This window comes from Aurantimonas sp. DM33-3 (assembly GCF_014334315.1).
GTDB lineage: Bacteria > Pseudomonadota > Alphaproteobacteria > Rhizobiales > Rhizobiaceae > Aurantimonas > Aurantimonas coralicida.
Genome location: NZ_JACSGS010000001.1, coordinates 419642 through 445226, shown reverse-complemented (window position 1 = coordinate 445226; position 25585 = coordinate 419642). Strand labels below are relative to the sequence as shown.

The 25585-nt window shown below is 66.4% G+C and carries 23 protein-coding genes; 19 read left to right on the top strand and 4 right to left on the bottom strand.

Going from position 1 to position 25585, the window contains the following annotated elements:
• Positions 1-95: 95 nt before the first annotated feature.
• From H9Q09_RS02485 to eno, 3 genes are all read left to right on the top strand, one after another.
• Complete coding sequence (locus H9Q09_RS02485) at positions 96-962, top strand: VOC family protein (RefSeq protein WP_187389737.1); 867 nt, start codon at positions 96-98, stop codon at positions 960-962.
• Complete coding sequence (kdsA, locus tag H9Q09_RS02480; protein WP_187389736.1) at positions 959-1795, top strand: 3-deoxy-8-phosphooctulonate synthase; 837 nt, start codon at positions 959-961, stop codon at positions 1793-1795. Before H9Q09_RS02485 ends, kdsA begins: the two co-directional genes overlap by 4 nt.
• A 127-nt stretch (positions 1796-1922) precedes the next feature.
• Positions 1923-3203: a phosphopyruvate hydratase gene (eno, locus tag H9Q09_RS02475; RefSeq protein WP_187389735.1), complete on the top strand. Its 1281-nt coding sequence runs from the start codon at positions 1923-1925 to the stop codon at positions 3201-3203.
• A gap of 81 nt (positions 3204-3284) precedes the next feature.
• On the opposite strand, the gene H9Q09_RS02470 is transcribed toward eno, so the two are convergent.
• Together H9Q09_RS02470 and H9Q09_RS02465 are read right to left on the bottom strand one after the other, a co-directional pair.
• Positions 3285-4193, bottom strand: a complete 909-nt coding sequence (locus H9Q09_RS02470) for a formate/nitrite transporter family protein (protein ID WP_187389734.1) — start codon at positions 4191-4193, stop codon at positions 3285-3287.
• 112 nt (positions 4194-4305) lie between these two features.
• The gene (locus H9Q09_RS02465; protein ID WP_246715965.1) at positions 4306-5283 is read right to left on the bottom strand and encodes a formate/nitrite transporter family protein; all 978 of its coding nucleotides are present in this window, start codon (positions 5281-5283) and stop codon (positions 4306-4308) included.
• Positions 5284-5473: 190 nt separating this feature from the next.
• Between H9Q09_RS02465 and H9Q09_RS02460 the strand changes: the two genes are divergently transcribed.
• The 10 genes from H9Q09_RS02460 to H9Q09_RS02415 all read left to right on the top strand — a co-directional run bounded on the left by H9Q09_RS02460 (position 5474) and on the right by H9Q09_RS02415 (position 14652).
• Positions 5474-5782, top strand: a complete 309-nt coding sequence (locus tag H9Q09_RS02460; protein ID WP_187389733.1) for a septum formation initiator family protein — start codon at positions 5474-5476, stop codon at positions 5780-5782.
• A 380-nt stretch (positions 5783-6162) separates the two neighbouring features.
• Positions 6163-7188 carry a pyruvate dehydrogenase (acetyl-transferring) E1 component subunit alpha gene (gene pdhA / locus H9Q09_RS02455; protein ID WP_323133104.1) on the top strand — a complete coding sequence of 342 codons (1026 nt, stop codon included), beginning with the start codon at positions 6163-6165 and terminating at the stop codon, positions 7186-7188.
• A gap of 11 nt (positions 7189-7199) precedes the next feature.
• The gene (locus H9Q09_RS02450) at positions 7200-8642 is read left to right on the top strand and encodes a pyruvate dehydrogenase complex E1 component subunit beta (RefSeq protein ID WP_187389731.1); all 1443 of its coding nucleotides are present in this window, start codon (positions 7200-7202) and stop codon (positions 8640-8642) included.
• A gap of 4 nt (positions 8643-8646) precedes the next feature.
• Positions 8647-9129 (top strand): SRPBCC domain-containing protein, encoded by a 483-nt coding sequence (locus tag H9Q09_RS02445; protein ID WP_187389730.1) that lies wholly within the window; start codon positions 8647-8649, stop codon positions 9127-9129.
• Positions 9130-9142: 13 nt separating this feature from the next.
• Positions 9143-10546, top strand: coding sequence for a pyruvate dehydrogenase complex dihydrolipoamide acetyltransferase (locus H9Q09_RS02440; protein WP_187389729.1), 1404 nt, complete (start codon positions 9143-9145; stop codon positions 10544-10546).
• A gap of 9 nt (positions 10547-10555) precedes the next feature.
• Positions 10556-11203, top strand: a complete 648-nt coding sequence (locus tag H9Q09_RS02435) for an SGNH/GDSL hydrolase family protein (protein ID WP_024350630.1) — start codon at positions 10556-10558, stop codon at positions 11201-11203.
• 123 nt (positions 11204-11326) lie between these two features.
• Positions 11327-12781 carry a dihydrolipoyl dehydrogenase gene (gene lpdA, locus H9Q09_RS02430; RefSeq protein WP_009209515.1) on the top strand — a complete coding sequence of 485 codons (1455 nt, stop codon included), beginning with the start codon at positions 11327-11329 and terminating at the stop codon, positions 12779-12781.
• A gap of 82 nt (positions 12782-12863) precedes the next feature.
• On the top strand, positions 12864-13118 hold the full coding sequence (locus H9Q09_RS02425; RefSeq protein WP_024350632.1) for a GlsB/YeaQ/YmgE family stress response membrane protein: 255 nt from the start codon (positions 12864-12866) through the stop codon (positions 13116-13118).
• Positions 13119-13189: 71 nt separating this feature from the next.
• On the top strand, positions 13190-14164 hold the full coding sequence (gene lipA, locus H9Q09_RS02420; RefSeq protein WP_187389728.1) for a lipoyl synthase: 975 nt from the start codon (positions 13190-13192) through the stop codon (positions 14162-14164).
• 11 nt (positions 14165-14175) lie between these two features.
• Positions 14176-14652 carry a type II toxin-antitoxin system RatA family toxin gene (locus tag H9Q09_RS02415; protein ID WP_187389727.1) on the top strand — a complete coding sequence of 159 codons (477 nt, stop codon included), beginning with the start codon at positions 14176-14178 and terminating at the stop codon, positions 14650-14652.
• Here the strand turns inward: H9Q09_RS02415 and H9Q09_RS02410 are convergent.
• Together H9Q09_RS02410 and H9Q09_RS02405 are read right to left on the bottom strand one after the other, a co-directional pair.
• The gene (locus tag H9Q09_RS02410) at positions 14637-15128 is read right to left on the bottom strand and encodes a CinA family protein (RefSeq protein WP_187389800.1); all 492 of its coding nucleotides are present in this window, start codon (positions 15126-15128) and stop codon (positions 14637-14639) included. The two genes, H9Q09_RS02415 and H9Q09_RS02410, sit on opposite strands and share 16 nt — an antisense overlap.
• A gap of 14 nt (positions 15129-15142) precedes the next feature.
• Positions 15143-16333, bottom strand: coding sequence for a bifunctional 2-C-methyl-D-erythritol 4-phosphate cytidylyltransferase/2-C-methyl-D-erythritol 2,4-cyclodiphosphate synthase (locus tag H9Q09_RS02405; protein ID WP_187389726.1), 1191 nt, complete (start codon positions 16331-16333; stop codon positions 15143-15145).
• A gap of 181 nt (positions 16334-16514) precedes the next feature.
• Between H9Q09_RS02405 and dusB the strand changes: the two genes are divergently transcribed.
• The 6 genes from dusB to trkA all read left to right on the top strand — a co-directional run bounded on the left by dusB (position 16515) and on the right by trkA (position 25342).
• Entirely contained in the window at positions 16515-17540 is a 1026-nt protein-coding gene (dusB, locus tag H9Q09_RS02400) for a tRNA dihydrouridine synthase DusB (protein WP_187389799.1), read from the top strand.
• 3 nt (positions 17541-17543) lie between these two features.
• Entirely contained in the window at positions 17544-18686 is a 1143-nt protein-coding gene (locus H9Q09_RS02395) for a nitrogen regulation protein NR(II) (RefSeq protein WP_187389725.1), read from the top strand.
• 9 nt (positions 18687-18695) lie between these two features.
• Positions 18696-20141 carry a nitrogen regulation protein NR(I) gene (gene ntrC, locus H9Q09_RS02390; RefSeq protein WP_009209523.1) on the top strand — a complete coding sequence of 482 codons (1446 nt, stop codon included), beginning with the start codon at positions 18696-18698 and terminating at the stop codon, positions 20139-20141.
• Between the two features lie 78 nt (positions 20142-20219).
• The gene (locus tag H9Q09_RS02385; protein WP_187389724.1) at positions 20220-22439 is read left to right on the top strand and encodes a PAS domain-containing sensor histidine kinase; all 2220 of its coding nucleotides are present in this window, start codon (positions 20220-20222) and stop codon (positions 22437-22439) included.
• Between the two features lie 19 nt (positions 22440-22458).
• Entirely contained in the window at positions 22459-23823 is a 1365-nt protein-coding gene (locus tag H9Q09_RS02380) for a sigma-54 dependent transcriptional regulator (protein WP_187389723.1), read from the top strand.
• Between the two features lie 142 nt (positions 23824-23965).
• Complete coding sequence (gene trkA / locus H9Q09_RS02375; RefSeq protein WP_024350642.1) at positions 23966-25342, top strand: Trk system potassium transporter TrkA; 1377 nt, start codon at positions 23966-23968, stop codon at positions 25340-25342.
• Positions 25343-25585: the final 243 nt, after the last annotated feature.

The following is a 25585-nucleotide window of genomic DNA, read 5'->3' as shown; positions in this document are numbered from 1 at the left end:
TGGAATGCCGGTCACCGGTGATGTCCGGTGCGGGCTCGGCCGGGCCGGGCGCCATGCATCTGGAATTGCCGCGGGAGATCGAATAGGCCGTGACCATGCGCGCGATCGATCATCTCGTCCTGTCCTTCGATAACCTCGCCACGGCCCGCGAACGGCTGGGCGCGCTCGGCTTCACCGTCGCACCGGACGCCGTCCATCCCTTCGGCACCGGCAATGCCTGCGTGTTCCTCGCCGATGGCGTCTATCTCGAACCGCTGGCGGTCGTGGACGCGGCGGCGCAGGTCGATGCGCTGGCAGCCGGGAATTTCTTCGTCGCGCGGGACGCGGCGTACCGGGCCGAACAGGATCTGCCGGGCTTTTCGGGCCTGGCGTTCCGGTCGGCCGATGCGCTGGCCGACCGCGACGCGCTCACCGCGCAGGATCTCGCCGAGCCGGCGACCGTCGATTTCTCCCGCACGTTCCGGCAGGGCGACGGTGCCGAGGCGACCCTGTCGTTTCGGCTGGCCTTCGCCCGCCTGCTGCCCGGTTTCGTGGCGTCGCTGTTCTTCTGCGAAGCTCGCCACAGCGTCGCTCCGGATCGCTCGGCCCTGTCGCGCCATGCCAATGGGGCCGATGGTCTCCTGCGCATCGTCCTGGTCGGGACGGTGGATGAGGAGACGCGGCGGCTTCTGGAGACAATCGCCGGATCGACGCTGACAAGCGACGGCAGCGGCGGCGCGACACTCGCCCTGGCGAATGTCGTTCTGGAGTTCCTGACGCCGTCCCTTGCCCAGGCACGCTACGGCGTCGCGGCCGTTGACGATCGGCTGCGGCTCGCCGGGATGGTCCTGGCGGTGGCAGATCCCGATCACGCGCGCGCCGCGCTTGCGCCGGATGTCGTGACGGAGCGGGACGGACGGATCGTCGCCACGCTCGGTCCCGCCAGCACACCCTTCATCGCCTTCGAGGAGAGACCATCATGACAGCGCCCAACGGCACCGTCGCGGCTCGCAACACCGTGTTCGACAATTCCCGGCCCTTCGCGCTGATCGCCGGCCCATGCCAGATGGAAAGCCGCGACCACGCGATGATGATCGCGGAGAAGATGAAGAGGATCACCGACGATCTGGGCATCGGCTACGTCTTCAAGGCAAGCTTCGACAAGGCCAACCGTACCAGCCTGAAGGGCCGGCGCGGCATCGGCCTGGCCGACGCGCTGCCGGTCTTCGAGGAAGTGGCGCGGACCTTCGACCTGCCGGTGCTGACCGACGTCCACACCGAGGAACAGTGCCGTGAGGCCGGAACGGTCTGCGACATCCTGCAGATCCCGGCGTTTCTTTGCCGGCAAACCGACCTTCTGATCGCGGCGGCCGGAACCGGCCGGGTGGTCAACATCAAGAAGGGCCAGTTCCTGGCCCCCTGGGACATGAGCAATGTGCTCGCCAAGGTCACCGAGAGCGGCAATCCCAACGTGCTCCTGACCGAGCGCGGCGCGTCCTTCGGCTACAATACGCTGGTTTCCGATTTCCGCGCCTTGCCGATCATGGCCGGGATGGGCGCACCGGTGGTCTTCGACGCCACCCACTCGGTGCAGCAGCCGGGCGGGCGGGGCGGCTCGTCGGGCGGCGAGCGCCGCTTCGTCGAGACGCTATCGCGGGCCGCCGTCGCGGTCGGCGTCGCCGGCCTGTTCATCGAGACCCACGAGGATCCGGACAACGCGCCGTCGGACGGCCCCAACATGGTGCCGCTGGACCGCATGCCCGAGCTCCTGAAGCGCCTGCAGGCGCTGGATGCGGTGGCCAAGGGCTTCGACTGAGCCACTCCATGCCGGGCGTCGGCGCGGGCGCTCAGCGCCATCGCCGGCCGACCGCGACCAGAATCAGTTCAATCCGTCACATGCCTGGTCTAGAAGGCTGGCAGAACCACATTTGGAGGCACCCCGCATGACCGCGATCATCGACATCATCGGACGCGAAATTCTCGACAGCCGGGGCAACCCCACGGTCGAGGTGGACGTCATCCTGGAAGACGGCACGCTGGCCCGCGCGGCGGTCCCGTCCGGCGCCTCGACGGGCGCCCACGAGGCGGTCGAGCTGCGCGACGGCGGCAGCCGCTACATGGGCAAGGGCGTCCAGAAGGCGGTCGACGCGGTCAATGGCGAGATCCTCGAGGCGATCGGCGGCTACGAGGCCGAGGACCAGATCCGCATCGACGCCGCCATGCGCGAGCTCGACGGCACCCCGAACAAGAGCCGGCTCGGCGCCAATGCGATCCTCGGCGTGTCGCTGGCGGTCGCCAAGGCCGCGGCCGATGCCTCGGCGCTGCCGCTCTACCGCTATGTCGGCGGCGCCTCGGCGCATGTGCTGCCCGTGCCGATGATGAACATCATCAATGGCGGCGCCCATGCCGACAACCCGATCGACTTCCAGGAATTCATGATCATGCCGGTCGGCGCCGAGCGCTTCTCGGACGCGTTGCGGATGGGCGCGGAAGTCTTCCACACGCTGAAGAAGATGCTGAAGGACGCCGGCCACAACACCAATGTCGGCGACGAGGGCGGCTTCGCACCCGGTCTCGCATCCGCCAAGGACGGTCTCGACTTCGTCATGCGGGCGATCGAGAAGGCCGGCTACAAGCCCGGCGAGGACATGTTCCTGGCGCTCGACTGCGCCTCGACCGAGTTCTTCAAGAACGACGTCTACGACCTGGAAGGCGAGGGGCGGAAGCTGTCGCCGGACGACATGACCGGCTATCTAGCCGAACTCGCCGGCGCCTATCCGATCATCTCGATCGAGGACGGCATGGCCGAGGACGACTGGGCCGGCTGGAAGACGCTGACCGAAAAGACCGGCGCCACCGTGCAGCTCGTCGGCGACGATCTCTTCGTGACCAATTCGGAGCGCCTGCGCGACGGCATCGCCAAGGGCGTCGCCAATTCGATCCTCGTCAAGGTCAACCAGATCGGCACGCTCACCGAGACGCTGGACGCGGTCAATGTCGCACACCGGGCCGGCTACACCGCCGTGATGTCGCATCGCTCGGGCGAAACCGAAGATTCGACCATCGCCGATCTCGCGGTCGCGACCAATTGCGGGCAGATCAAGACCGGTTCGCTCGCCCGTTCGGACCGGCTCGCCAAGTACAACCAGCTTCTGCGGATCGAAGAGGAACTGGGCGACCAGGCGGTCTATGCCGGCCGCTCGATCCTGCGCGCGCGAGGCTGACAATCCTGCCGCTTCGGCGGTGCACGGAACGAACCAGAAAGGGCGCCAGCGAAAGCCGGCGCCCTTTGTCGTGTCCGGTGGTCAGTTGCCGCGCTGATCGAGTTCGTTGACGACCTGGCCGTAGCTGATCAGCGAGAACAGTGCGGACCCGCCAAGGACATTGCCGAGCAGGGCCGGCAGGTAGAAACCGACAAGCGCGTCCTCAACCGACATCCGGCCCGCGAACATCAGCGCCATCGCTTCCACCGAACCGGCCACCACATGGGCGAGGTGGAAGAGGGCGATCAGATAGGTCAGGAGCGCGATGACCAGGAAGCCCGAGCGATCGGCCGAGGGCAGCAGCCAGACGACCGTCGCCATCAGCCAGCCCGCCGCGATGCCGCGCAGCAGCATGTAGTGGAAGGCCGGCTCCATCGCCTCGGCGGAAAGGGTGAGCGCCGCCTCGCGGATCTCCGGCGCATTGAGGACATCGTAGGCAATGCCGGCGCCGAACACCGCGGTTCCCACCATGTTGGCGGCCAGAACCACCGCCCACAGCCGCACCAGGGCCACGACGCCTTTCCAGCGTCGGCGAGCCAGGACGGGCAGGGTGGCGCTGAGGGTGATCTCGGTAAAGAGCTGCTGGCGGCCGAGAATGACGATCAGGAAGCCGACCGTATAGCCCCAGGATTCCAGCAGGGGCCGCCAGGGCGCATCGGGCAGATACGCCCTGAGCGCTGCCATGGTGTAGACCGAAAAGCCGATCGACAGCCCCGCCGCAAGGCCCGACCACCAGAGGCTGGCGGTCGGCCGGGTCAGTTCATCCTCGCCCTCCTGGCGGACGATCTCGTAGACCGCCAGCGGACGCAGCTTCAGCCGGTCGTCGATCTGGTGCAGTTCGCCCTCGGTGAGGGTGGAGCCTTCCTTCTCGATCCGCTGTTCGGTGACGTCATTCGAATGCCGGCGCTTGCCGGCATCATGGACGGCTTTCGCCGATGTCTGTTCATCCATGTCATCTTCGCGTTCGGTGATGCCGCCGCGGGACGGCCATTGTCCCCAACATGGGACCGAGCGCCCGCGACGACAGAGCCGGGCGGTGAACAGCGGGTCACCGCCCCTTGCGTCAGCTCACCTTGGGACGCTCGCCGGGCGGCCGTCCCTTGGCGCCCAGCATCCATTCGCGCCAGGACAGGCGCTCGCCGTAACGCTCGAACAGCGCCGAATCCTCGTGGGCGGCGAACTGGGAATAGTTCAGGACGGCCACGAAGGTGACGCCGCCGATGGTGTTGCCGAGCAGGACCGGCAAAACGAACATCGGGAACAGCGGCAGGAACGCCACCTCCTCCAGCCGGAAGCTGAGGAAGAACACCTCCACCGACGAGGTGATGACGTGGAAGAAGCCGCCAACGCCGACGAAATACATCAACAGCCAGACGAACAGGATCTTCGACACCGTGTCGCGGCCGCCATGGACCAGCCAGACCATGGCCGCAACGATCCAGCCGGCGATGACGCCCTTGGAAAACAGTGAGAACCAGCCGGTCTCATAGGCCTCGTGGCCCATCTCCAGGGCTCTTTCCAGCCGCTCCGGCGTCATCACGTCGAAATAGGCGAGGAGGCCGGCGGCACCGACGGCGCCGATCATGTTGGCGACCAGCACCACAGCCCACAGGCGCAGGAGGTTGCGCAGGCTGGCGAGCTTGGTCAGGACCAGGACGACCGGCGTCAGCGTGTTCTCGGTGAAGAGCTGGTAGCGGCCGAGGACGATGATCAGGAAGCCGACCGGGTAGAGCAGATTGCCCAGGAGGCCGGGTGTCGCCTCGCCGGCGGCCTCTGTGAACACAACGCGGGCGAGGAAGGTCAGGCCGAGAGCGCCGCCGGCGCCGATCCCGCTCCAGAAGAGATAGCGGTTGTTGGCATCGAGTTCGTCATCGGCGGTGGACAGCACCCGCGCGAAGATTTCCTCGAAGGCGAAGAAGTCCGACAGGGTCTCGCCCTCGGACGGCGCGTTGTCGAGCGAATCCTCCGGATCGGCCCGGCGCATCGCCTCCTCTTCTTCCTGGTGGCGGCGTGCCTTCGGGTCGTCCTCTTCGTGAGCCATGCATGTATCCTCGGTAGGGTCGCGGCGGATGGGCGCCGGTGCGGCTCATCTAGCGCCGCCGCGCGATTGCGGAAGATCGCCAGTCCATGCCGGCGTCGATTCCGCGCCGGCAGCGCAGATTGCACCGCGCGTGCCGTGGTTTACGCGGCCTTAAGCGGAACATGCGAAGGGTCGGGAAAAGGAGGGCCCGATGCGCACCATCCAGAAACGTCAAAGCCGGATCGGCGGCCTCATCGTGCCGGCGATCACCGTCAGCTTCCTCGCCTATTTCGCGATCCACGCCCATAGCGGCAAATACGGCATCGAGGCGAAGGCCGAACTGACACGCGACCTCGCGGTGAAGAGCGCGCGTCTCGACGAACTCGAGAACCGCCGCGAACGTCTCGAACGCCGGGTGCAGCTGCTGCATGACGGGACGCTGGAACGCGACATGATCGACGAGCGGGCGCGGCGCGCGCTCAACGTGACGACGCCCGAAGAGATCGTCATCCTGCGATAGTCCGGACGCCAGCCGATATTGCACCTGCACAGTGATGGCGGGTTTGATCGGCGGCAGTGCCGCCGAACGGTGTATTCCGACCCGAATTCGCCTGCCAAACCAGCGCCTGCGCGCACGAAAACGACCCATCATAGACTTAAACGTAATCTCGGTTGAATTTGCTGCGTTGCAGCATGTAAACCGGAATCCGATTAAAGCGCGCAGTGTCGCTTGATGGGCGGTGCGGAGCATCTATACTCGGGGTGAATTGTAGCCGCGAATTGGCGGATCAAGACCCGGAGGCAGCATTGGCGGCCAGGCAGAGCAAGACACCCGCATCCAAGAAGGCCGCAGGCCCCTCGGGCGACGGCGCGGTTTCCACGGCGGATTCGTCCGCGGAGATCGTCAAGACGCTCGAGCATTTCGACGCGCCCGCGCCCGCAACCTTTTCCAAGGACGAGGAGATTCGCGCCTATCGCGACATGCTCCTCATCCGCCGCTTCGAGGAAAAGGCCGGCCAGCTTTACGGCATGGGCTTCATCGGCGGCTTCTGCCACCTCTATATCGGCCAGGAAGCGGTCGTCGTCGGCATGCAGATGGCGATGAAGGAAGGCGACGAGGTCGTCACCGGCTATCGCGACCACGGTCACATGCTGGCCACCGGCATGGAAGCGCGCGGCGTGATGGCCGAGCTGACCGGCCGCCGCTCGGGCTATTCCAAGGGCAAGGGCGGCTCGATGCACATGTTCTCGAAGGAGAAGAAATTCTTCGGCGGGCACGGCATCGTCGGCGCGCAGGTGCCGATCGGCACCGGCCTCGCCTTCTCCAATCGCTACAAGGGCAATGATTCGATCTCGATCACCTATTTCGGTGACGGCGCGGCCAACCAGGGCCAGGTCTATGAGAGCTTCAACATGGCCTCGCTGTGGAAGCTGCCCGTCGTCTACGTGATCGAGAACAACCGCTATGCCATGGGCACCTCGGTGAACCGGGCTTCGGCGGAGACGAATTTCGCCCATCGCGGCCTGTCGTTCAAGATTCCGGGCATCCAGGTCGACGGCATGGATGTGCGGGCGGTCAAGGCCGCCGGCGATCTGGCCGCCGAGCATTGCCGCTCGGGCGAGGGGCCGATCATCCTCGAGATGATGACCTATCGCTATCGCGGCCATTCCATGTCCGATCCGGCCAAGTATCGCAGCCGCGACGAGGTCCAGAAGATGCGGTCGGAATCCGACCCGATCGAACAGGTCAAGCGCCGGCTCATGGAAGAGCAGGGCATGTCCGAGGACGACGTCAAGGACATCGACAAGAAGGTCCGCGAGATCGTCGCCGACTCGGCTGATTTCGCCCAGAATGATCCCGAGCCGGACGTCTCCGAGCTGTGGACCGACATCTATGCGGACGTGCTTCCGCAGGCGGCCGAGTAGGGGAAGCGACCATGCCGATTCAAATCCTGATGCCCGCCCTGTCCCCGACCATGGAGGAGGGCAACCTCTCCAAGTGGATCAAGCAGGAAGGCGACACCGTATCGCCCGGTGACGTGATCGCCGAGATCGAGACAGACAAGGCGACGATGGAAGTCGAAGCCGTCGAGGAAGGCACGCTGGGCAAGATCCTGGTCCCGGCCGGCACCGAAGGCGTGCGGGTGAACGCCCCGATCGCCCTGCTGCTGGCCGAGGGCGAGGACGAAAGCGCGCTGGAAGACGGTGCCGCGACCGCGGCGAAGTCCGCGCCTGAAGAGCCGGCGAAGAGCGACGAGGCGCCGGCTGCTGCCGAGACGTCCGCGTCTTCGGGCGGTGACATGGAGGCGCGCCGGGTGCCCGCCGAGGGCAAGGTTCACCCCGAGCCCGAGGACGAGGTCGGCGCGTTCGGCCAGGAGATCCCCGAGGGCACCGAGATGGTGTCGACCACGGTCCGCGAGGCGCTGCGCAGCGCCATGGCCGAGGAACTGCGCCGTGACGACGACGTCTTCGTCATGGGCGAGGAAGTCGCCGAGTACGAGGGCGCCTACAAGATCACCCAGGGCTTGCTGGCCGAATTCGGTGCCCGCCGCATTGTCGATACGCCGATCACCGAGCACGGCTTTGCCGGTCTGGGCGTCGGCGCGGCCTTCGGTGGCCTGAAGCCGATCGTCGAGTTCATGACCTTCAACTTCGCCATGCAGGCGATTGACCAGATCATCAATTCGGCGGCCAAGACCTTGTACATGGCCGGCGGCCAGATGGGCTGCCCGATCGTGTTCCGCGGTCCGAACGGCGCCGCGGCGCGCGTCGCGGCCCAGCACAGCCAGGACTACGCGGCGTGGTACAGCCACATTCCGGGTCTGAAGGTGGTGCAGCCCTATACGGCGGCCGACGCCAAGGGCCTGCTGAAGTCGGCGATCCGTGACCCGAACCCGGTCATCTTCCTCGAAAACGAGATCCTCTACGGCCAGAGCTTCGACGTTCCGGCGATCGACGACTGGACCGTGCCGATCGGCAAGGCCCGCATCCACCGCAAGGGCAAGGACGTCACGATCGTCTCCTTCGGCATCGGCATGACCTATGCGGTCAAGGCGGCCGAGGAACTGGCGGCCGAGGGAATCGACGCGGAGGTCATCGACCTGCGCACGATCCGTCCGATGGACATCGACAGCGTCGTGCGGTCGGTCAAGAAGACCAATCGCTGCGTCACCGTCGAGGAAGGCTGGCCGCAGGGTTCGGTCGGCGAGCATATCGCCTCCGAACTGATGGTCCGCGCCTTCGACCATCTCGACGCGCCGGTGCTCAAGGTCTGCGGCAAGGACGTGCCGATGCCCTATGCGGCCAATCTCGAGAAGCTGGCGCTGCCGTCGGTCAAGGACGTGATCGATGCGGTCAAGGCCGTGACCTATCGGGACTGATGCCATGGCGAGCGGTACGGCTCATCCCGGTGCGGCAGGCGACGATGCGGGCCTTGTCCTGGTTCAGGATATCGACGCGTCGCCGGCAGCCGTCTGGGAGTGCCTGACCGAACCCGCCTGTTTCAGGAGCTGGTGGCGCGAGACCGTGGAGTTCGAGCCGCGGCTTGGCGGCCATCTGCTGGAGCCGTGGACGGATGCCAACGGCGTCGAGCATCTGACCCGGGCCGAAGTCACCGCCTACCACCCGCCGCACGGACTGGTGATGGTCTGGGCCGACGCGGACTGGGGCTTCGACACCGTCGTGTCGGTGTCGCTGGAGCCGGTGGTGGACGGCACGCGGGTGACGATCGAACATCAGGGCTGGCAGGCTGCGCCCGAAGCGGATCGCGCGGCCCTGCTGCTCGACCACAGGAATGGCTGGTCGCATCACCTGTCCAGGCTGACCGACCACGCACACGAACATGATGCCCGGCGCAAGGGCCATTGAGGAGACGTTCCGGATGCCCATCAATGTGACGATGCCCGCGCTCTCGCCGACGATGGAGGAGGGCAACCTCGCCAAGTGGCTGGTGGCCGAGGGCGACACGGTTTCGGCCGGTGACATCATCGCCGAGATCGAGACCGACAAGGCGACCATGGAAGTCGAGGCCGTCGACGAGGGCAAAATTGCCAAGATCGTCGTCCCCGCCGGTACCGAAGGCGTGAAGGTCAACGCCGTCATCGCCATTCTGGCCGCCGACGGCGAGAGCGTCGAGGATGCGGCCAAGGGCGGCGGTTCGGCTGAGGGGGCGGACGACAAGGGCGGCGCGATGGTCGCCGATCCAAAGGCCGACGCGGCCGTGACCGGTTCGGAAGCCGACGCGAAGGATGCCGAAAAGCGTGGCGACAGCCGTCCGGCGGCCGATGCCAAGAGCGCGTCGTCCGGGCAGGGCGGGTCGGGCGATCGCGTCTTCGCGTCGCCGCTGGCACGCCGGCTTGCCAAGGATGCCGGGCTCGATCTCGGCGCGGTGCAGGGCTCCGGTCCGCACGGTAGGATCGTCAAGGCCGACATCGAGAGCGCGAAGGCATCGGGCAGCGCCCGCAAGGTTGCCGATGCGCCGGCTGCCAGGAGCGAGGCCGCGCCGGCCCCGGCAGCGGCGCCTGTCGCCAAGGGCACCAGCGACGAGGCCGTTCTCAAGCTGTTCGAAGAGGGCTCCTATGAAAAGATCCCGCATGACGGCATGCGCAAGACCATCGCCAAGCGCCTGGTCGAGGCCAAGTCCACGGTCCCGCACTTCTACCTGACGCTCGATTGCGAGCTCGACGCACTCCTGGCACTGCGCAAGCAGCTCAACGAGGCGGCGCCGATGATCAAGACCGATGCGGGCGACAAGCCGGCCTACAAGCTGTCGGTCAACGACATGATCATCAAGGCGATGGCGCTGGCGCTGAAGGCGGTGCCGACGGCCAACGTGTCCTGGACCGAATCGGCCATGCTGCAGCACAAGCACGCCGATGTCGGCGTGGCGGTGTCGATCGAGGGCGGCCTGATCACCCCGATCATCCGGCGCGCCGAGGAGAAGACCCTGTCGGCGATCTCCAACGAGATGAAGGACCTCGCCAAGCGCGCCCGGGCCCGCAAGCTGAAGCCCGAGGAATATCAGGGCGGCACCACAGCCGTCTCCAATCTCGGCATGTTCGGCATCAAGGACTTCGCCGCGGTGATCAATCCGCCCCATGCGACGATCCTGGCGGTCGGCGCGGGCGAGCAGCGCGCGGTGGTCAAGAACGGCGCCGTGACCGTCGCCACCATGATGAGCGTGACCCTGTCGACCGACCACCGGGCCGTGGACGGCGCGCTGGGCGCCGAACTGGCGGTGGCCTTCAAGCAGCTGATCGAAAACCCGATGTCGATGCTGGTCTAGGGCGGGGCGATGAAAACCGTCCTGTGCTACGGCGACTCGCTGACCTGGGGCTACAACCCCGAGACCGGGCTGCGCCATGATTACGACAGCCGCTGGCCGAACGTCCTGGCCAGGGCGCTGGGCGAGGACGTGGTGGTGATCACCGACGCGCTGAACGGGCGGACCACCGTCTTCGACGACCAGATGGTGATGGCCGAGCGCAACGGGGTGAAGACGCTGCCGACGGCGCTGGGCGCGCATCAGCCGCTCGACCTCGTCGTCCTGATGCTGGGCACCAACGATCTGAAGCGGCACACCGGCGGCGGCCGGGTTTTCGAGTCGCGTCAGGGCATGGAGCGGCTGGTCGAGATCATCCTGACCTTCCCGTACCAGCGGGGCTATGACGCACCGAAGATCCTGATCGTCGCGCCGCCGATGTTCTGCGCGACCACGGAGCCGGACTTCACGCTGCTGTTCGGGCATGCGCTCGAGGAATCCCAGCATTTCCGTTCGGCCTGCACGAAGGTCGCGGAGGAATATGGATGCGCCATGTTCGACGCGTCCGAGGTCTGCGAAACGACGCCGCTCGACGGCATCCATCTGTCGGCCGAGCATACCCGCGCGCTCGGCGAGGCGCTGATCGCGCCGGTCAAGGCATTGCTCGACGAGACGGCATGAGCCGGCCGCCGCTGCCTCGCTTTCGGCGCAGGGCAGCGGCGGCCGCACCCATCCGGCCTGGTGACGCACGGTTTGCGCCCGCACACCCGGCCCACGAAGTTCCGGCGTCCCAGGAGACCACCCATGGCTGACACCTACGACATCCTCATCATCGGCGGCGGCCCCGGCGGCTATGTCGCGGCGATCCGCGCCGCCCAACTCGGTTTCAAGACCGCCGTCGTGGAACGCGAGCATCTCGGCGGCATCTGCCTCAACTGGGGCTGCATCCCGACCAAGGCGCTGCTGCGCTCGGCCGAGATCTTCCACTATGCCGAGAATGCGACGGCCTACGGCCTGAAGATCGCCAAACCGGACTTCGACATGGAAGCGGTGGTGAAGCGTTCGCGCGGCGTCTCGGCGCAGCTGAACGGCGGCGTCGGCTACCTGATGAAGAAGAACAAGATCGACGTCATCTGGGGTGAGGCGAAGATCACCAAGGCCGGCAAGGGCGGCCCGGTAGAGGTCTCGGTCGGCAAGATGAAGAAGCCCGTTGTCGAGCCGCAGAACCCGGTTCCTAAGGGCGTTCTCGGCGAGGGCAGCTACAAGGCCAAGCATGTGATCGTCGCCACCGGCGCCCGCCCGCGAGTGCTGCCGGGGATCGAGCCGGACGGCGACCGGATCTGGACCTATTTCGAGGCGATGAAGCCGAAGGCGATGCCCAAGAGCCTCATCGTCATGGGCTCCGGCGCCATCGGCATCGAGTTCGCCTCCTTCTACCGCACCATGGGCGCCGATGTGACGGTGGTCGAGCTCTTGCCGCAGATCATGCCGGTCGAGGATGCCGAGATTGCCGCCGTCGCCCGCAAGCAGTTCGAGAAGCAGGGCCTGAAGATCCTCACCGACGCCAAGGTGGCGAAGGTCGAGAAGGGCGGCGACGGCGTCTCCGTCACCGTCGAGACCAAGGACGGCAAGTCGCAGGTCCTGAAGGCCGAACGGCTGATCTCAGCCGTGGGCGTGCAGGGCAACACCGAAGGGCTGGGCCTCGAGGATGTCGGCGTCGCCATCGAGCGCGGCATCGTCAAGATCGACGGCTACGGCAAGACGAATGTCGAGGGCGTCTACGCCATCGGCGACGTCGCCGGCCCGCCGATGCTGGCGCACAAGGCCGAGCATGAAGGCACGATCTGCGTCGAGAAGATCAAGGGTCTCGACGTCCACCCGATGAAGAAGACCGAGATTCCCGGCTGCACCTATTGCCAGCCGCAGGTCGCCAGTGTCGGCCTGACCGAAGCAAAGGCCAAGGAAGCCGGGCACGCGGTCAAGGTCGGCCGGTTCAACTTCAAGGGCAACGGCAAGGCGATCGCGCTCGGCGAGCCGGAGGGGCTGGTCAAGACCGTCTTCGACGCCAAGACCGGCGAACTGCTCGGCGCCCACATGGTCGGCGCGGAGGTCACCGAACTGATCCAGGGTTTTGTCATCGCCATGGGGCTGGAGACCACCGAGGAAGAGCTCATGCACACGGTCTTCCCGCATCCGACCCTGTCGGAAATGATGCATGAGAGCGTTCTCGACGCCTATGGCCGCGTCATCCACATGTAGATTCCGCCCGCTGCCCTCTTGCCTCGTTTTCGCCCGCGCTAGCTACCGTCCGAGAAGTCAAACGCGACAAGGAGTCTCAGGAATGATCGGTAGTTTTCTCGCAGCCATTATCGTTGGCGGCATTGCAGGTTGGCTGGCAGAAAAAGTCATGAAGAGCGACATGGGCGTTCTTATGAACATCATCCTCGGCGTGGTTGGCGCCATCGTGCTGAGCCTCATCCTGCGTCTGACAGGGCTGGGCTCCGGTGCGAGCGCTTCCTTCTCCTGGGAATATCTGATCGTCGGATTCGTGGGCGCCTGCCTGCTGATCTTCATCGTGCGTCTGTTCCGGCGCTAGTCACCGGTCCCGCACGAATGACTGCGCCGCGGTGGATTGCACCGGGGCGCCCGGGAGCTTAATTGAGGCCCATGGTCACCGTGCTCGATAACCGCCTTGCGGTCGAGGCCAAGCCTCGACCGCGGCATCCCGAAAAAGCCCATCGTCCGGATCAGGCGACGACCCTGCGCAAACCGGACTGGTTGCGCGTCAAGGCGCCGGTCTCGAAGGGCTACCAGGAAACGCGCGAGATCGCGCGGTCCAACAACCTCATCACCGTGTGCGAAGAGGCCGGCTGCCCCAATATCGGCGGCTGCTGGGAGAAGAAGCACGCGACCTTCATGATCATGGGCGGGATCTGCACCCGCGCCTGCGCCTTCTGCAACGTGGCGACCGGCATGCCGAAGCCGCTCGACGAGAGCGAGCCGGAGAGCGTCGGCCGAGCCGTCGCGGCCATGGGGCTGAACCATGTCGTCATCACCTCGGTCGATCGCGACGATCTGGCCGATGGCGGCGCCCAGCATTTCGTCGAGACGATCCGCGCGATCCGCGCCGCGGCGCCCGGCACCACCATCGAGATCCTGACGCCGGACTTCCTGCGCAAGCCAGGCGCGCTCGAGGCCGTGGTCGCGGCCCGGCCGGACGTCTTCAACCACAATATGGAAACCGTGCCGTCGAAGTACCTGACGGTGCGCCCGGGCGCCCGATACTTCCACTCCATCCGGCTGCTGCAGCGGGTGAAGGAGCTCGACCCGACGATCTTCACCAAGTCCGGCATCATGGTCGGCCTCGGCGAGGAGCGGAACGAGGTGTTGCAGCTCATGGACGATCTGCGCTCGGCCGATGTCGACTTCCTGACCATCGGCCAGTACCTGCAGCCGACCAAGAAGCACCATGCGGTGATGCGCTTCGTCACGCCGGAGGAGTTTAAGTCCTTCGAGACTGTGGCCCTATCGAAGGGCTTCCTGGTCGTGTCGGCCAGCCCGCTGACCCGTTCGTCGCATCACGCCGGCGAGGATTTCGAACGGCTGAAGGCGGCGCGTCTCGCCCGTCGCGCGGCCGCCTGACAGCGACGATCATGGCTCATTTCCAGACCACCCGGCGCGTGCACCACTCCGCCGACGAGATGTTCGCGCTCGTCGCCGACGTGGAGAAATATCCGGAATTCCTGCCGCTCTGCCAGCAGCTCAACGTGCGCTCGCGACGCGAACGTGACGGCAAGACGCTGCTGGTGGCCGACATGACCGTCGCCTACAAGATGGTCCGCGAGACCTTCTCGACGCAGGTGCTGCTGAAGCCGGACGAGCGCCGCATCGACGTGAAATATGTCGAGGGCCCGTTCCGCTATCTCGACAATCGCTGGGATTTCGTGCCGGTCGGCGAGGATGCCTGCGACGTCAAGTTCGACATCGAATACGAGTTCAAGAGCCGCACGCTGGGACTGTTGATGGGCTCGATGTTCGACTACGCCTTCCGGCGCTTTGCCGAGGCCTTCGAGGCGCGCGCGGACGTCATCTATGGCGACGGCGCCCGGAGCGCTCAGAGCGCCGGTTGATCCGCGAGGGCATCGAGCAGCATGTCCAGCGCGACACCGACGCTGGCGCTCCTGATGTCCGCCCGATCGAGCGGGCCGAAGCGGCATTCCCGATGGCGGGTGGCCGCCGGGCTGGCGCAGGCGAAGTGCACGAGGCCCACCGGCTTTTCGGCAGAGCCGCCGTCAGGGCCGGCGATCCCGGTGACAGAGACGGTGACGCTCGCGCCGGAGGCACGGCGGGCGCCCTCGGCCATCTCGCGCGCGACCGGTTCGGAGACCGCCCCGTGTTCTGCCAGGGTCGCGGCATCGACGCCGATCATCTCGATTTTCGCGGCGTTGGAATAGGTGACATAGCCGCGGTCGAGCACGGCGGACGAGCCGGCAATGTCGGTGAGGGCGGCTGCAATCAGTCCGCCCGTGCAGGATTCGGCCGTCGCAATGGTCAGGCCGACCTTCGCATAGGCCTCGATGACGCCGCGTGCCCTGGCCGCGATCACCGCCGGATCGGCGCTCACCGGGCCTCTCCATAGGACACGCTGGCCGTCGCAATCGCGGCGATGCCCTCGCGCCGGCCGACGAAGCCGATGGTCTCGTTGGTCGTGGCCTTCACCGAGACCCGCTCTGCGTCGAGCCCGGTCATCGCGGCGATCGCCGCGCACATGGCGGCGCGATGCGGGGCGATCTTCGGCGCCTCGCAGATCAACGATATATCCGCATTCATGATCCGGCCGCCCTTGGCCCGGACGATCTCGACCGCCTTCTCGACGAAGATGCGCGACGGCGCGCCTCGCCATTGCGGATCGCTGGGGGGGAAGTGGTCGCCGATGTCGCCCGCGCCGCAGGTCGCCAGCAAGGCGTCCGTCAAAGCATGCAGGCCGACATCGGCGTCGGAATGGCCGTCCAGTGCCTGGTCGTGCGGAATGGCGATCCCGCAGAGGGTGACGTGGTCGCCAGCGACGAGGCGGTGCACGTCGTAGCCATTGCCTGTCCTGACATCGATCATCGACCGTATTCCCCGCATCCGTTCGTCGGCCAGCGCGATATCACGGGCCGTCGTCAGTTTCACGTTTTCCGCCAGCCCTTCGACGAGACGAACGGGAAGGCCAGCCCATTCGGCAATGGAGGCGTCGTCGGTGAAATCGTCGCGCCCGGATGCGGCGGCGGCCTCATGAGCCGCACAGATGGCCGCGAAGGGAAAACCCTGCGGCGTCTGCGCCGCATACAGGTCGCGCCGGTCGACCGTGGCGGCGATCTGCCCGTCGGGGTCCGCCTTCTTCAGCGTGTCGGGGACGGCGATGGCCGGGATGGCTCCTTCGGTCTCGCCAATGGCAGCAAGCGTGCGGTCGATCAGACCGGCGTCGACGAAGGGCCGGACGGCGTCGTGAATCAGCACCACAGCGGGGGCAGGGTCCGCCAGCGCGGTCAGACCGCGGCGCACCGATTCCTGGCGAGTCGCGCCACCGATGGTGACTTGGACGCGGTTGAGGGTGGTTTCGAGGGCTGCGGCGAGCAGCGCGCGATCCTCCCTGTGGATGACGATCACGATGCGGTCGATGCCGGGATGGTCGAGAAAGACGCGGACGGTATGCGCGATCACCGCCTGTGAGGCCAGCGAACGGTACTGCTTGGGGCCTTCCACCGACTGGCCCGCGCGTTCGCCGCGTCCGGCCGCCACGATGACCGCAGCCACGCTCCGCTTCATCGTTCGATCCCCGTCACATTTGCCTCGCCCGCGTGAACCATAGAGGGAAGCAGCTATGCAAGGCACGTGCTTGTCTTTTGTGCATGCCCGGATAAGTTACAGCCAAATGGCGAAAGAAACGACACATTCAGTAGACGCCCAAACATTGGGCGATTCCGGTCCGGCCCAGCCCTACGTCCGGATGCCGCTGCATGTCGGTGGCCACAGGCTGGCGAACCGCGTGTTCCTCGCGCCGCTGTCGGGAATCTCCGATGTGCCGTTCCGGCGGCTGGCGCGGCGCTTCGGCGCCGGCATGGTGGTGTCGGAGATGGTCGCCAGCGGCGAGTTCGTCAAAGGCTGCGACGAGAGCGCGCTGCGGGCCATGCGCGACGGGCCGGGACTGCATGTCGTACAGCTCGCCGGGCGCGATCCGGCCTGGATGCAGCGCGCCGCCGCGCAACTGGCCGACAACGGCACGGATATCATCGACATCAACATGGGCTGCCCCGCCAAGAAGGTGGTGGGCGGGCTGTCGGGTTCGGCGCTGATGCGCGAGCCGGACCTCGCCCTGCGGATCGTCGAGGCGACCGTGGCCGGGGCCGGCAACGTGCCGGTGACCCTGAAGATGCGGCTCGGTTGGGACCGTGAGTCGATCAATGCGCCGGAACTGGCGGCCGCAGCCGAGGCGGCCGGGGTCGCCATGATCACGGTGCACGGACGCACGCGCAGCGACTTCTACGAAGGCCAGGCGGACTGGCCCGCCATTGCCGCCGTCCGGGCCGCCGTGTCGGTGCCGCTGGTCGCCAATGGCGATCTCGTTTCGCCTGAACAGATCGCGGCGATGCTCGCTCAGAGCGGGGCCGATGCGGTGATGGTCGGCCGCGGGTCGCAGGGGCGTCCGTGGCTGCCGGGCCTGATGGCCGATGCGATCGGGGCGGACGAGTTGGCCCGCTTGTCGCTTGGCGACCTCGTGGCAGAGCACTATGCGGAGATGCTCGATCACTACGGCGCGCGGGTCGGCGTGCGCCATGCCCGCAAGCATCTGGGCTGGTATCTCGACCGCTTCATTGCCGCTGCCGGTCCCGTGCCGGAAGCCGACCGGATGGCGGTCATGGCCGGCCAGGACCCGCAGGCCGTGCTGAGCGTTCTGCGCCGCCTTTTCGCCGAGACCCGCCTTCTGGACGTCGAGCCGAGCCTCGCGCCCTCCGCCATGCAGGAAGCAGCCTGAACCATGAACGATGAAGCGGCCCCCATGGATCTGGCGGCGACACAGACACGCATTCTCAACGCCCTGCCGCACCCGGTGGTGGTCATCGACAGAAGCGGCCGGTTCCGCTTCGCCAATTCCGATGCGGAGCAGTTCTTCTCCGCCGGCATGTCCTATCTCGCCAAGCGGCGTTTGCAGGATTTCGTGCCGGCCGACAGCCCGCTCTTCGCGCTGATCGACCAGGTCCGCGAGCAGCAGGGGCGGATCAGCGAGTACCGGGTGGACGTGTCGTCGCCGCGGCTCGGCGGTGAACGGCTGGTCGATCTCTACGTCTCGAACCTGCCCGACGATCCCGATCTCGTGGTGGTGATGATCCAGCTGCGCTCGATCGCCGAGAAGATGGATCGCCAGCTGACCCATCGCTCGGCGGCGCGCTCGGTCACGGGTCTTGCCGCGATGCTGGCGCACGAGATCCGCAATCCGCTGTCGGGGATCAAGGGCGCGGCGCAGTTGCTGGCGACCTCGGCCAGCGACGAGGATCGCAGCCTGACGCGGCTGATCCAGGAAGAGAGCGACCGGATCGTCAAGCTCGTCGACCGGATGGAAGTGTTCTCGGACCAGCGGCCGATCGAGCGCTCGGCCGTGAACATCCATTCGGTCCTCGAACATGTGAAGACGCTGGCGCGTTCGGGCGTTGCCCGGAAGATCAAGATCATCGAGCTCTACGATCCATCGCTGCCGCCGGTCTTCGCCAATCGCGACCAGCTGGTGCAGATCTTCCTGAACCTCGTGAAGAACGCCGCCGAAGCGGTAGGCGACCGCGAGGGCGGCGAAATCCGGCTGATCACCGCCTTCAAGCCGGGCGTGCGCCTGTCGGTTCCGGGCACCCGCGATCGCGTGACGCTGCCGCTGGAATTCACCGTCGAGGACAATGGCGCGGGCATCCCCGACGACATCCGCGAGCACATCTTCGACCCCTTCGTGACCACCAAGCCGAGCGGCTCGGGCCTGGGCCTTGCCCTCGTCGCCAAGATCGTCGGCGACCATGGCGGCGTCATCGAGTGCGAGTCCCACGAAGGGCATACGAGCTTCCGCATTCTCATGCCGGCCTGGCGCGAGATCGCGGAAACGCCGGCGGACGCGCCCCATCCGGCATCGGAAGTCTGAGGAATTGGAATGAGCATGCAGATTCTCGTTGCCGACGATGACTCCGCCATCCGCACGGTGGTCTCACAGGCCCTGATGCGGGCGGGCTTCGAAGTCCGGGTTACCTCGAACATCGCGACGCTGTGGCGCTGGATCGCGGCGGGCGAGGGCGATCTCGTCATCACCGACGTGCTGATGCCCGACGGCAATGCCTTCGACACGCTGCCGAAGATCAAGAACTCGCGGCCCGATCTGCCGGTCATCGTGATGAGCGCGCAGAACACCTTCATGACCGCCATCAAGGCGTCGGAGAAGGGCGCCTACGACTACATTCCCAAGCCCTTCGACCTGACCGAGCTCGTCGCCATCGTCCGCCGGGCTCTGTCGGAGCCGAAGGAGAGCCGGCGCCAGGACGCGCCGGACGAACTGCATGATTCCATGCCGCTGGTCGGTCGCTCGCCGGCCATGCAGGATATCTACCGGGCGCTGGCCCGGATGATGCAGACCGACCTGACCGTGACCATCACGGGCGAATCCGGCACCGGCAAGGAGCTCGTGGCCCGGGCGCTGCACGATTACGGCCGCCGCCGCAAAGGCCCCTTCGTGGCCATCAACATGGCGGCGATCCCGCGCGAGCTGATCGAGTCGGAGCTCTTCGGCCACGAAAAGGGCGCCTTCACCGGCGCGCAGGCCCGCACCAGCGGCCGCTTCGAGCAGGCCGAAGGCGGCACGCTGTTCCTGGACGAGATCGGTGACATGCCGATGGAGGCCCAGACCCGCCTGCTGCGGGTGCTGCAGCAAGGCGAATACACGGTCGTCGGCGGACGTACGCCCATCGCCACCGACGTGCGGATCGTCGCGGCGACCAACAAGGATCTGCGCCAGCTCATCGCTCGCGGCCTGTTCCGCGAGGATCTGTTCTACCGCCTGAACGTGGTGCCGCTGCGCCTGCCGCCGCTGCGCGAACGCATCGAGGATCTGGCCGATCTCGCGCGCCACTTCTTCACCGAGGCCGAGAAGCAGGGGCTGCCGCGCAAGGTGTTGAGCCAGGGCGCACTGGACGTGATGCGGCGCTATCCGTGGCCCGGCAATGTCCGCGAACTGGAAAACCTCATCCGGCGTCTGTCGGCGCTTTATCCGCAGGACGAGATCTCCGCCGAGCTGGTCGAGCACGAGTTGTCGAACGACGTGGCCAAGACACCGGGTCTCGACGGCGATGGCGGCAAGCCCATCGATCTGAGCGCCGCGGTCGAGCGCTATCTGTCCGACTATTTCGCCTCCTTTGGCGACGATCTTCCGCCGCCCGGGCTGCACGGGCGGATTCTGCGCGAGGTCGAATATCCGCTGATCGCGGCGGCGCTGGCCGCCACGCGCGGCAATCAGGTGAAGGCGGCCGATCTCCTGGGGGTCAACCGCAACACCTTGCGCAAGAAGATCCGCGATCTCGACATCTCGGTGATCCGCGCGATCCGCTGAGCGGCATTTTCCAGCCTCGTTGCACTTTGGCCACATTCCGTTGCATTGTAGCAACGTGATGACCGGTTGCAGTGATTCATGAGCCTGACACCCCAACAGAGCGCGCCTGAGGTTCCGTTCCTCATGGAGCGCCGTCGCTTCATGCTGGTTCCGGGGCTGATCGCCGTGGTCGGCGCGCTGATCACCGGCGCGATCTCCTTCGTCGTCCTGATGGGACTGACGCCGATCGCGCCGACCGACACGATCGTCACCATCGCCACCATCGTCAACGGCGCTTTCGTCGTGCTGCTCTGCGTGTTGATCGGGCGCGAGGTGCTGCGCATGGTCCGGGCTCGTCGCCAGGGCAGGGCGGCTTCGCGCCTGCATGTGCGCATCGTCGCCCTGTTCTCGATCGTCGCGGCGCTGCCGGCTTTGCTGGTGGCGATCGTTGCCGGCGTGACGCTCGATCTCGGGCTGGATCGCTGGTTCGAGATCCGCACGCGCACCATCGTGGAATCGTCGATCAGCGTCGCCCGCGCCTATGTGAACGAGAACGCCCGCAATCTGCAGGGCTCGACGCTGTCGATGGCCTACGATCTCGACCAGCAGCGGCGGCTGTTCGATCTCGACCAGAACGGCTTCGAGAACCTGATGACCGATCAGGCCAAGGGGCGCTCGTTGCTTGGCGCGCAGATCCTGCGGGCCGACGGAACGCCCTTCCTGCGCGCCGACGTGGCGGTCGAACGTCCGCTGCCGGTGCCGCCGGAGGACGCGCTGCAGCGCGCGGCGGACGGCAATCTGGTGTTCATCCCTCCCGGCGTGACCAATCTCGTCGGTGCGATCATCAAGCTGCGGCAATTGCCCAACAGCTATCTCTACACGGTGCGGGCCGTCGATCCCGAAGTGCTCGACGCATTGCGGCTGATGGAGGAGCGCTCGGCGGAATATTCCAGCCTCCAGGCCAATCGTCTGGGGCTGCAGGTGGCCTTCGCGCTGCTCTATCTGGGCATCATGCTGATCGTGCTCCTGTCCGCGATCTGGACCGGCATCGGCGTCGCCGACCGGCTGGTGCGACCGATCCGGCTGCTGATGGGCGCCGCGGACGAGGTGTCGAGCGGCAACCTCGCCGTCTCGGTCCCGGTGCGGACCTCGGACGGCGATGTCGGCTCCCTGTCCAACACCTTCAACAACATGATCCTGCAACTGCGCAGCCAGCGCTCCGAACTGGTCCATGCCAAGGACGTCATCGACGAACGCCGCCGTTTCACCGAGGCGGTACTGTCCGGCGTCACCGTGGGCGTCATCGGTGTCGAGCGCGACGGCTCGGTGTCGATGCTGAACCCGTCGGCCGAGCGGATCCTGCATGTCGACGCCAAGGCCGTCGTCGGCCGGTCGCTGATCGAGACGTTCCCGACGATCGGCCAGGTCTTCGAGGCCGCGACCGCCTCCTCGCGCCCCGAATTCCAGGAGCAGGTGAAGCTGCGCATCCGCGATCGCGAGCGTGTCCTGGCCATCCGCATCACCTCGTCCGAGGAGAGCGAGGGCGCGCGTTCCAGCGTCGTGACGATCGACGACATCACCGATCTCGTCGACGCGCAGCGATCCTCAGCCTGGGCCGATGTCGCAAGGCGCATCGCGCATGAGATCAAGAACCCGCTGACCCCGATCCAGCTTTCCGCCGAGCGCATCCGGCGGCGCTACGGCAAGCGAATCGAGGACGACCGCGAGGTCTTCGACCGGTGCATCGAGACGATCATCCGGCAGGTCTCCGACATCGGCCGGATGGTGGACGAATTCTCCACCTTCGCCCGCATGCCGAAGCCGCGCATGGAACCAAAGGACCTGCGCGAAGCGTTGCGGGAAGCGGTGTTCATGCGGGAAATGGGGGATCACGGTATTTCGTTCGTTGCCGAGATTCCCGACGAGCCGCTGCTGGGCTCCTACGATATTCGCCTGCTCTCCCAGGCCTTCGGAAATCTCGTCAAGAATGCGGTGGAATCGCTCGAGACCGCCGAGGTCGCCGATGGCCGGATCCGCATCCGGGCCGTGCCGGGCCGAGAGCGGCATCTGGTCGAGATCAGCGACAATGGCCGGGGATTTCCCCGGGAGGATCGAGATCGGCTTCTGGAGCCCTACATGACCACGCGCGAGAAGGGGACCGGGCTGGGCCTCGCCATCGTGCGGAAGATCATCGAGGAACACGGCGGGACGATCGAACTCGACGACGCGCCCGATCAGCCGCAGGGGGCGATGGTCCGCATCACCCTGCCGGCGGATGGCTTTGCAGACGCGGACATCCGGGAGAATGCCGGGACATGAGAAAGGATTGGTGAGATCGATGGCATCGGACATCCTGATCGTCGACGACGAAGCCGACATCCGCGAACTGGTGGCGGGAATCCTCGAGGACGAGGGGCACGAGACCCGGACCGCGGGGGGATCGGACGCCGCGTTGCAGTCGATCGCCGAGCGCGTGCCGCGCCTGGTCTTCCTCGACATCTGGTTGCAGGGCAGCCGCCTCGACGGCCTCGACCTGCTCGACGCCATCAAGGCGCAGCATCCCGAAGTGCCGGTGGTGATGATCTCCGGTCACGGTAATATCGAGACCGCCGTCTCGGCCATCCGGCGCGGTGCCTATGACTACATCGAGAAGCCGTTCAAGGCCGATCGCCTGATCCTGGTGGCCGAGCGGGCGCTGGAGAATTCCAAGCTCAAGCGCGAGGTTTCCGAACTGCGCCGGCGCTCGTCCGACTTCGCCGAGCTGATCGGCAAGTCGCATCCGATGAACCAGCTGCGCACGCTGATCGAGCGCGTTGCGCCGACCAACAGCCGCGTGATGATCCTCGGCGCGTCGGGGTCCGGCAAGGAAATGGTCGCGCGGGCGATCCATGCCGGGTCGGCACGGGCGGATGCGCCCTTCGTCGCGCTGAACGCCGCGGCGATCACGCCCGATCGCATGGAGGTCGAGCTCTTCGGCACCGAGGCGCCTCCCGGCGTCGAGCGCAAGGTCGGCGCGCTGGAGGAGGCCCATGGCGGCGTCCTGTTCCTCGACGAGGTCGGGGACATGCCGCGCGAAACCCAGAACAAGATCCTGCGGGTGCTGACCGAACAGACCTTCGAGCGGGTCGGCGGCTCGAAGCGCGTGAAGGTCGATGTCCGCATCGTCTCGTCGACGGCCCAGAATCTGGAATCGATGATCGCCGAGGGTGCCTTCCGCGAGGATCTGTACCATCGCCTCGCCGTGGTCCCGGTTCAGGTTCCCCCGCTTGCCGAACGGCGCCAGGACATCCCGCTGCTGATCGAAGCGTTCATGACGCAGATCAGCGAGCAGACCGGCATCAAGCCGCGGGCGATCAGCCCGGAGGCCATGGCGGTGCTGCAGTCCAGCGAGTGGCCGGGCAACGTCCGCCAGCTCCGCAACAATGTCGAGCGGCTGATGATCCTGTCGCGCGAGGGCGACGCCGAGACGACGATCTCGGCCGATATGCTGCCGCGCGAGGTCGGCGAGATGCTGCCGCAGACCCCGAGCCAGTCGGACGGACAGATCCTGGCCCTGCCGCTGCGCGACGCGCGCGAGGTGTTCGAGAAGGAATATCTGGTGGCGCAGATCAATCGCTTCGGCGGCAATATCTCGCGCACCGCGGAATTCGTCGGCATGGAACGCTCGGCACTGCATCGCAAGCTGAAGTCGCTCGGCATCTAGGCTCTCCGCTCCGGCGGTCCGCCCCGCGAGGCCCGTCGATGCCGGACGGGCGGGCAGGGTGCAGCGAGCAGCCTTTGCGCTTGTCTTCGCGAAGCATTAGGAACGCGGCTCTGAAGAGTTCGGCGTTTGAAGGGCGGAACGGATGAGAGTCGTGATCTGTGGTGCAGGCCAGGTCGGGTACGGCATTGCCGAACGGCTGGCCTCCGAGCGCAACGACGTCTCGGTGATCGACACCTCCCGTTCGCTTGTCCAGAACATCCGCGACAATCTCGATGCACGGGGCTTCGTCGGCCACGGCGCCCATCCGGACGTGCTGGCCGAGGCCGGCGCCGAGCAGGCGGACATGATCATCGCCGTGACGCTGCACGACGAGGTGAACATGGTGGCCTGCCAGGTGGCCCACTCGCTGTTCAACGTGCCCACCAAGATCGCCCGCATCCGCTCGCAGAGCTATCTGCGCTCGCACTGGCAGGATCTGTTCTCGACCGACAACATGCCCATCGACGTGATCATTTCGCCGGAAGTCGAGGTCGGCGAGATGGCGCTGCGCCGGATCGCGCTGCCGGGCGCCATGGACGTCGTGCGGTTCGCCGACGACAGCATCGCCATGGTCGCCATCGAGTGCCGGGACGACTGCCCGGTGGTCGACACGCCGCTCGCCCAGCTCACCGATCTGTTTCCCGACCTGAAGGCGACCGTCGTCGGCATCCTGCGCGGCGACAAGCTGTTCGTGCCGGCCTCGTCGGACCAGATGGTGGCCGGCGACATCGCCTATGTCGTGGCGGAGCGCAGCCATGTGAAGCGGACGCTGGGCCTGTTCGGCCACGAGGAGCCGGAAGCCGGGCGCATCGTCATCGTCGGCGGCGGCAATATCGGTTTCTACGTCGCCCAGCAGATGGAAAAGCGCAGCCTTGGCGCCAAGATCCGCGTGCTCGAGACCAAGCACGAGCGGGCGGTGACTATCGCCGACAGCCTGAAGCGCACCATCGTCCTGCATGGCAGCGGCCTCGACCAGACGATCCTCAACGAGGCCGACATCGCCGAGGCCGATCTCCTCGTCGCGCTGACCAATGACGACAAGGTGAACATCCTCTCCAGCGTCATGGCCAAGCGGCTGGGCTGCAAGGGCAATCTCGCGCTGCTGAACGACCCCGACTACCAGACCTTCACCCGCACGCTGGGCATCGATGCCTTCATCAATCCGCGTTCGGTGACGATCTCGCGCGTGCTGCAGCATGTGCGCCGGGGACGCATCCGCGCCGTGCACTCGATCCAGAACGGCCTGGCCGAAGCGATCGAGGCCGAAGCACTGGAAACCTCGCCCCTGGTCGGCACGCCGCTGCGCGACCTGAACCTTCCGCACAATCTGCGGGTCGGCGCGATCTATCGCAACGGCCAGTTCGTGCGCCCGGACGGTCAGACCAAGATCAAGGCGAAGGACCGGGTGGTGATCTTCGCTGCCGCCGGTGCGGTTCGTCATGTCGAGCAGCTCTTCCGGGTCAGCCTCGAATTCTTCTGATCGGCGCAGGACGCCCCCTGTTGCGCGCAGCCGCGCCGACATAAATGTCGGCGTGAGAGCCTGACTGCGCTTGATGTCTGGCCTGAGCCGGTGTCATGTCCGAAGGGAGTTCTCCTTGCGGCAGAGCCGGCCACCGCCGGCTTGTCAGATTCTGCGCGCAGGAGAGGTGAGCATCCGCAGGTCCGGCGGCGAGACTTGCGAGAGACGACAAAGCCGTATTGCCCGGGTCGACGGGTGCAAGAC

Excerpts from the sequence above, each read along its gene's own strand:
- H9Q09_RS02485 (WP_187389737.1), top strand. The coding sequence starts at position 96 with ATGCGCGCGATCGATCATCTCGTCCTGTCCTTCGATAACCTCGCCACG.
- kdsA (WP_187389736.1), top strand. The coding sequence starts at position 959 with ATGACAGCGCCCAACGGCACCGTCGCGGCTCGCAACACCGTGTTCGAC.
- eno (WP_187389735.1), top strand. The coding sequence starts at position 1,923 with ATGACCGCGATCATCGACATCATCGGACGCGAAATTCTCGACAGCCGG.
- H9Q09_RS02470 (WP_187389734.1), bottom strand. The coding sequence starts at position 4,193 with ATGGATGAACAGACATCGGCGAAAGCCGTCCATGATGCCGGCAAGCGC.
- H9Q09_RS02465 (WP_246715965.1), bottom strand. The coding sequence starts at position 5,283 with ATGGCTCACGAAGAGGACGACCCGAAGGCACGCCGCCACCAGGAAGAA.
- H9Q09_RS02460 (WP_187389733.1), top strand. The coding sequence starts at position 5,474 with ATGCGCACCATCCAGAAACGTCAAAGCCGGATCGGCGGCCTCATCGTG.
- H9Q09_RS02450 (WP_187389731.1), top strand. The coding sequence starts at position 7,200 with ATGCCGATTCAAATCCTGATGCCCGCCCTGTCCCCGACCATGGAGGAG.
- H9Q09_RS02445 (WP_187389730.1), top strand. The coding sequence starts at position 8,647 with ATGGCGAGCGGTACGGCTCATCCCGGTGCGGCAGGCGACGATGCGGGC.
- H9Q09_RS02440 (WP_187389729.1), top strand. The coding sequence starts at position 9,143 with ATGCCCATCAATGTGACGATGCCCGCGCTCTCGCCGACGATGGAGGAG.
- H9Q09_RS02435 (WP_024350630.1), top strand. The coding sequence starts at position 10,556 with ATGAAAACCGTCCTGTGCTACGGCGACTCGCTGACCTGGGGCTACAAC.
- lpdA (WP_009209515.1), top strand. The coding sequence starts at position 11,327 with ATGGCTGACACCTACGACATCCTCATCATCGGCGGCGGCCCCGGCGGC.
- H9Q09_RS02425 (WP_024350632.1), top strand. The coding sequence starts at position 12,864 with ATGATCGGTAGTTTTCTCGCAGCCATTATCGTTGGCGGCATTGCAGGT.
- lipA (WP_187389728.1), top strand. The coding sequence starts at position 13,190 with ATGGTCACCGTGCTCGATAACCGCCTTGCGGTCGAGGCCAAGCCTCGA.
- H9Q09_RS02415 (WP_187389727.1), top strand. The coding sequence starts at position 14,176 with ATGGCTCATTTCCAGACCACCCGGCGCGTGCACCACTCCGCCGACGAG.
- H9Q09_RS02405 (WP_187389726.1), bottom strand. The coding sequence starts at position 16,333 with ATGAAGCGGAGCGTGGCTGCGGTCATCGTGGCGGCCGGACGCGGCGAA.
- dusB (WP_187389799.1), top strand. The coding sequence starts at position 16,515 with ATGCCGCTGCATGTCGGTGGCCACAGGCTGGCGAACCGCGTGTTCCTC.
- H9Q09_RS02395 (WP_187389725.1), top strand. The coding sequence starts at position 17,544 with ATGAACGATGAAGCGGCCCCCATGGATCTGGCGGCGACACAGACACGC.
- ntrC (WP_009209523.1), top strand. The coding sequence starts at position 18,696 with ATGAGCATGCAGATTCTCGTTGCCGACGATGACTCCGCCATCCGCACG.
- H9Q09_RS02385 (WP_187389724.1), top strand. The coding sequence starts at position 20,220 with ATGAGCCTGACACCCCAACAGAGCGCGCCTGAGGTTCCGTTCCTCATG.
- H9Q09_RS02380 (WP_187389723.1), top strand. The coding sequence starts at position 22,459 with ATGGCATCGGACATCCTGATCGTCGACGACGAAGCCGACATCCGCGAA.
- trkA (WP_024350642.1), top strand. The coding sequence starts at position 23,966 with ATGAGAGTCGTGATCTGTGGTGCAGGCCAGGTCGGGTACGGCATTGCC.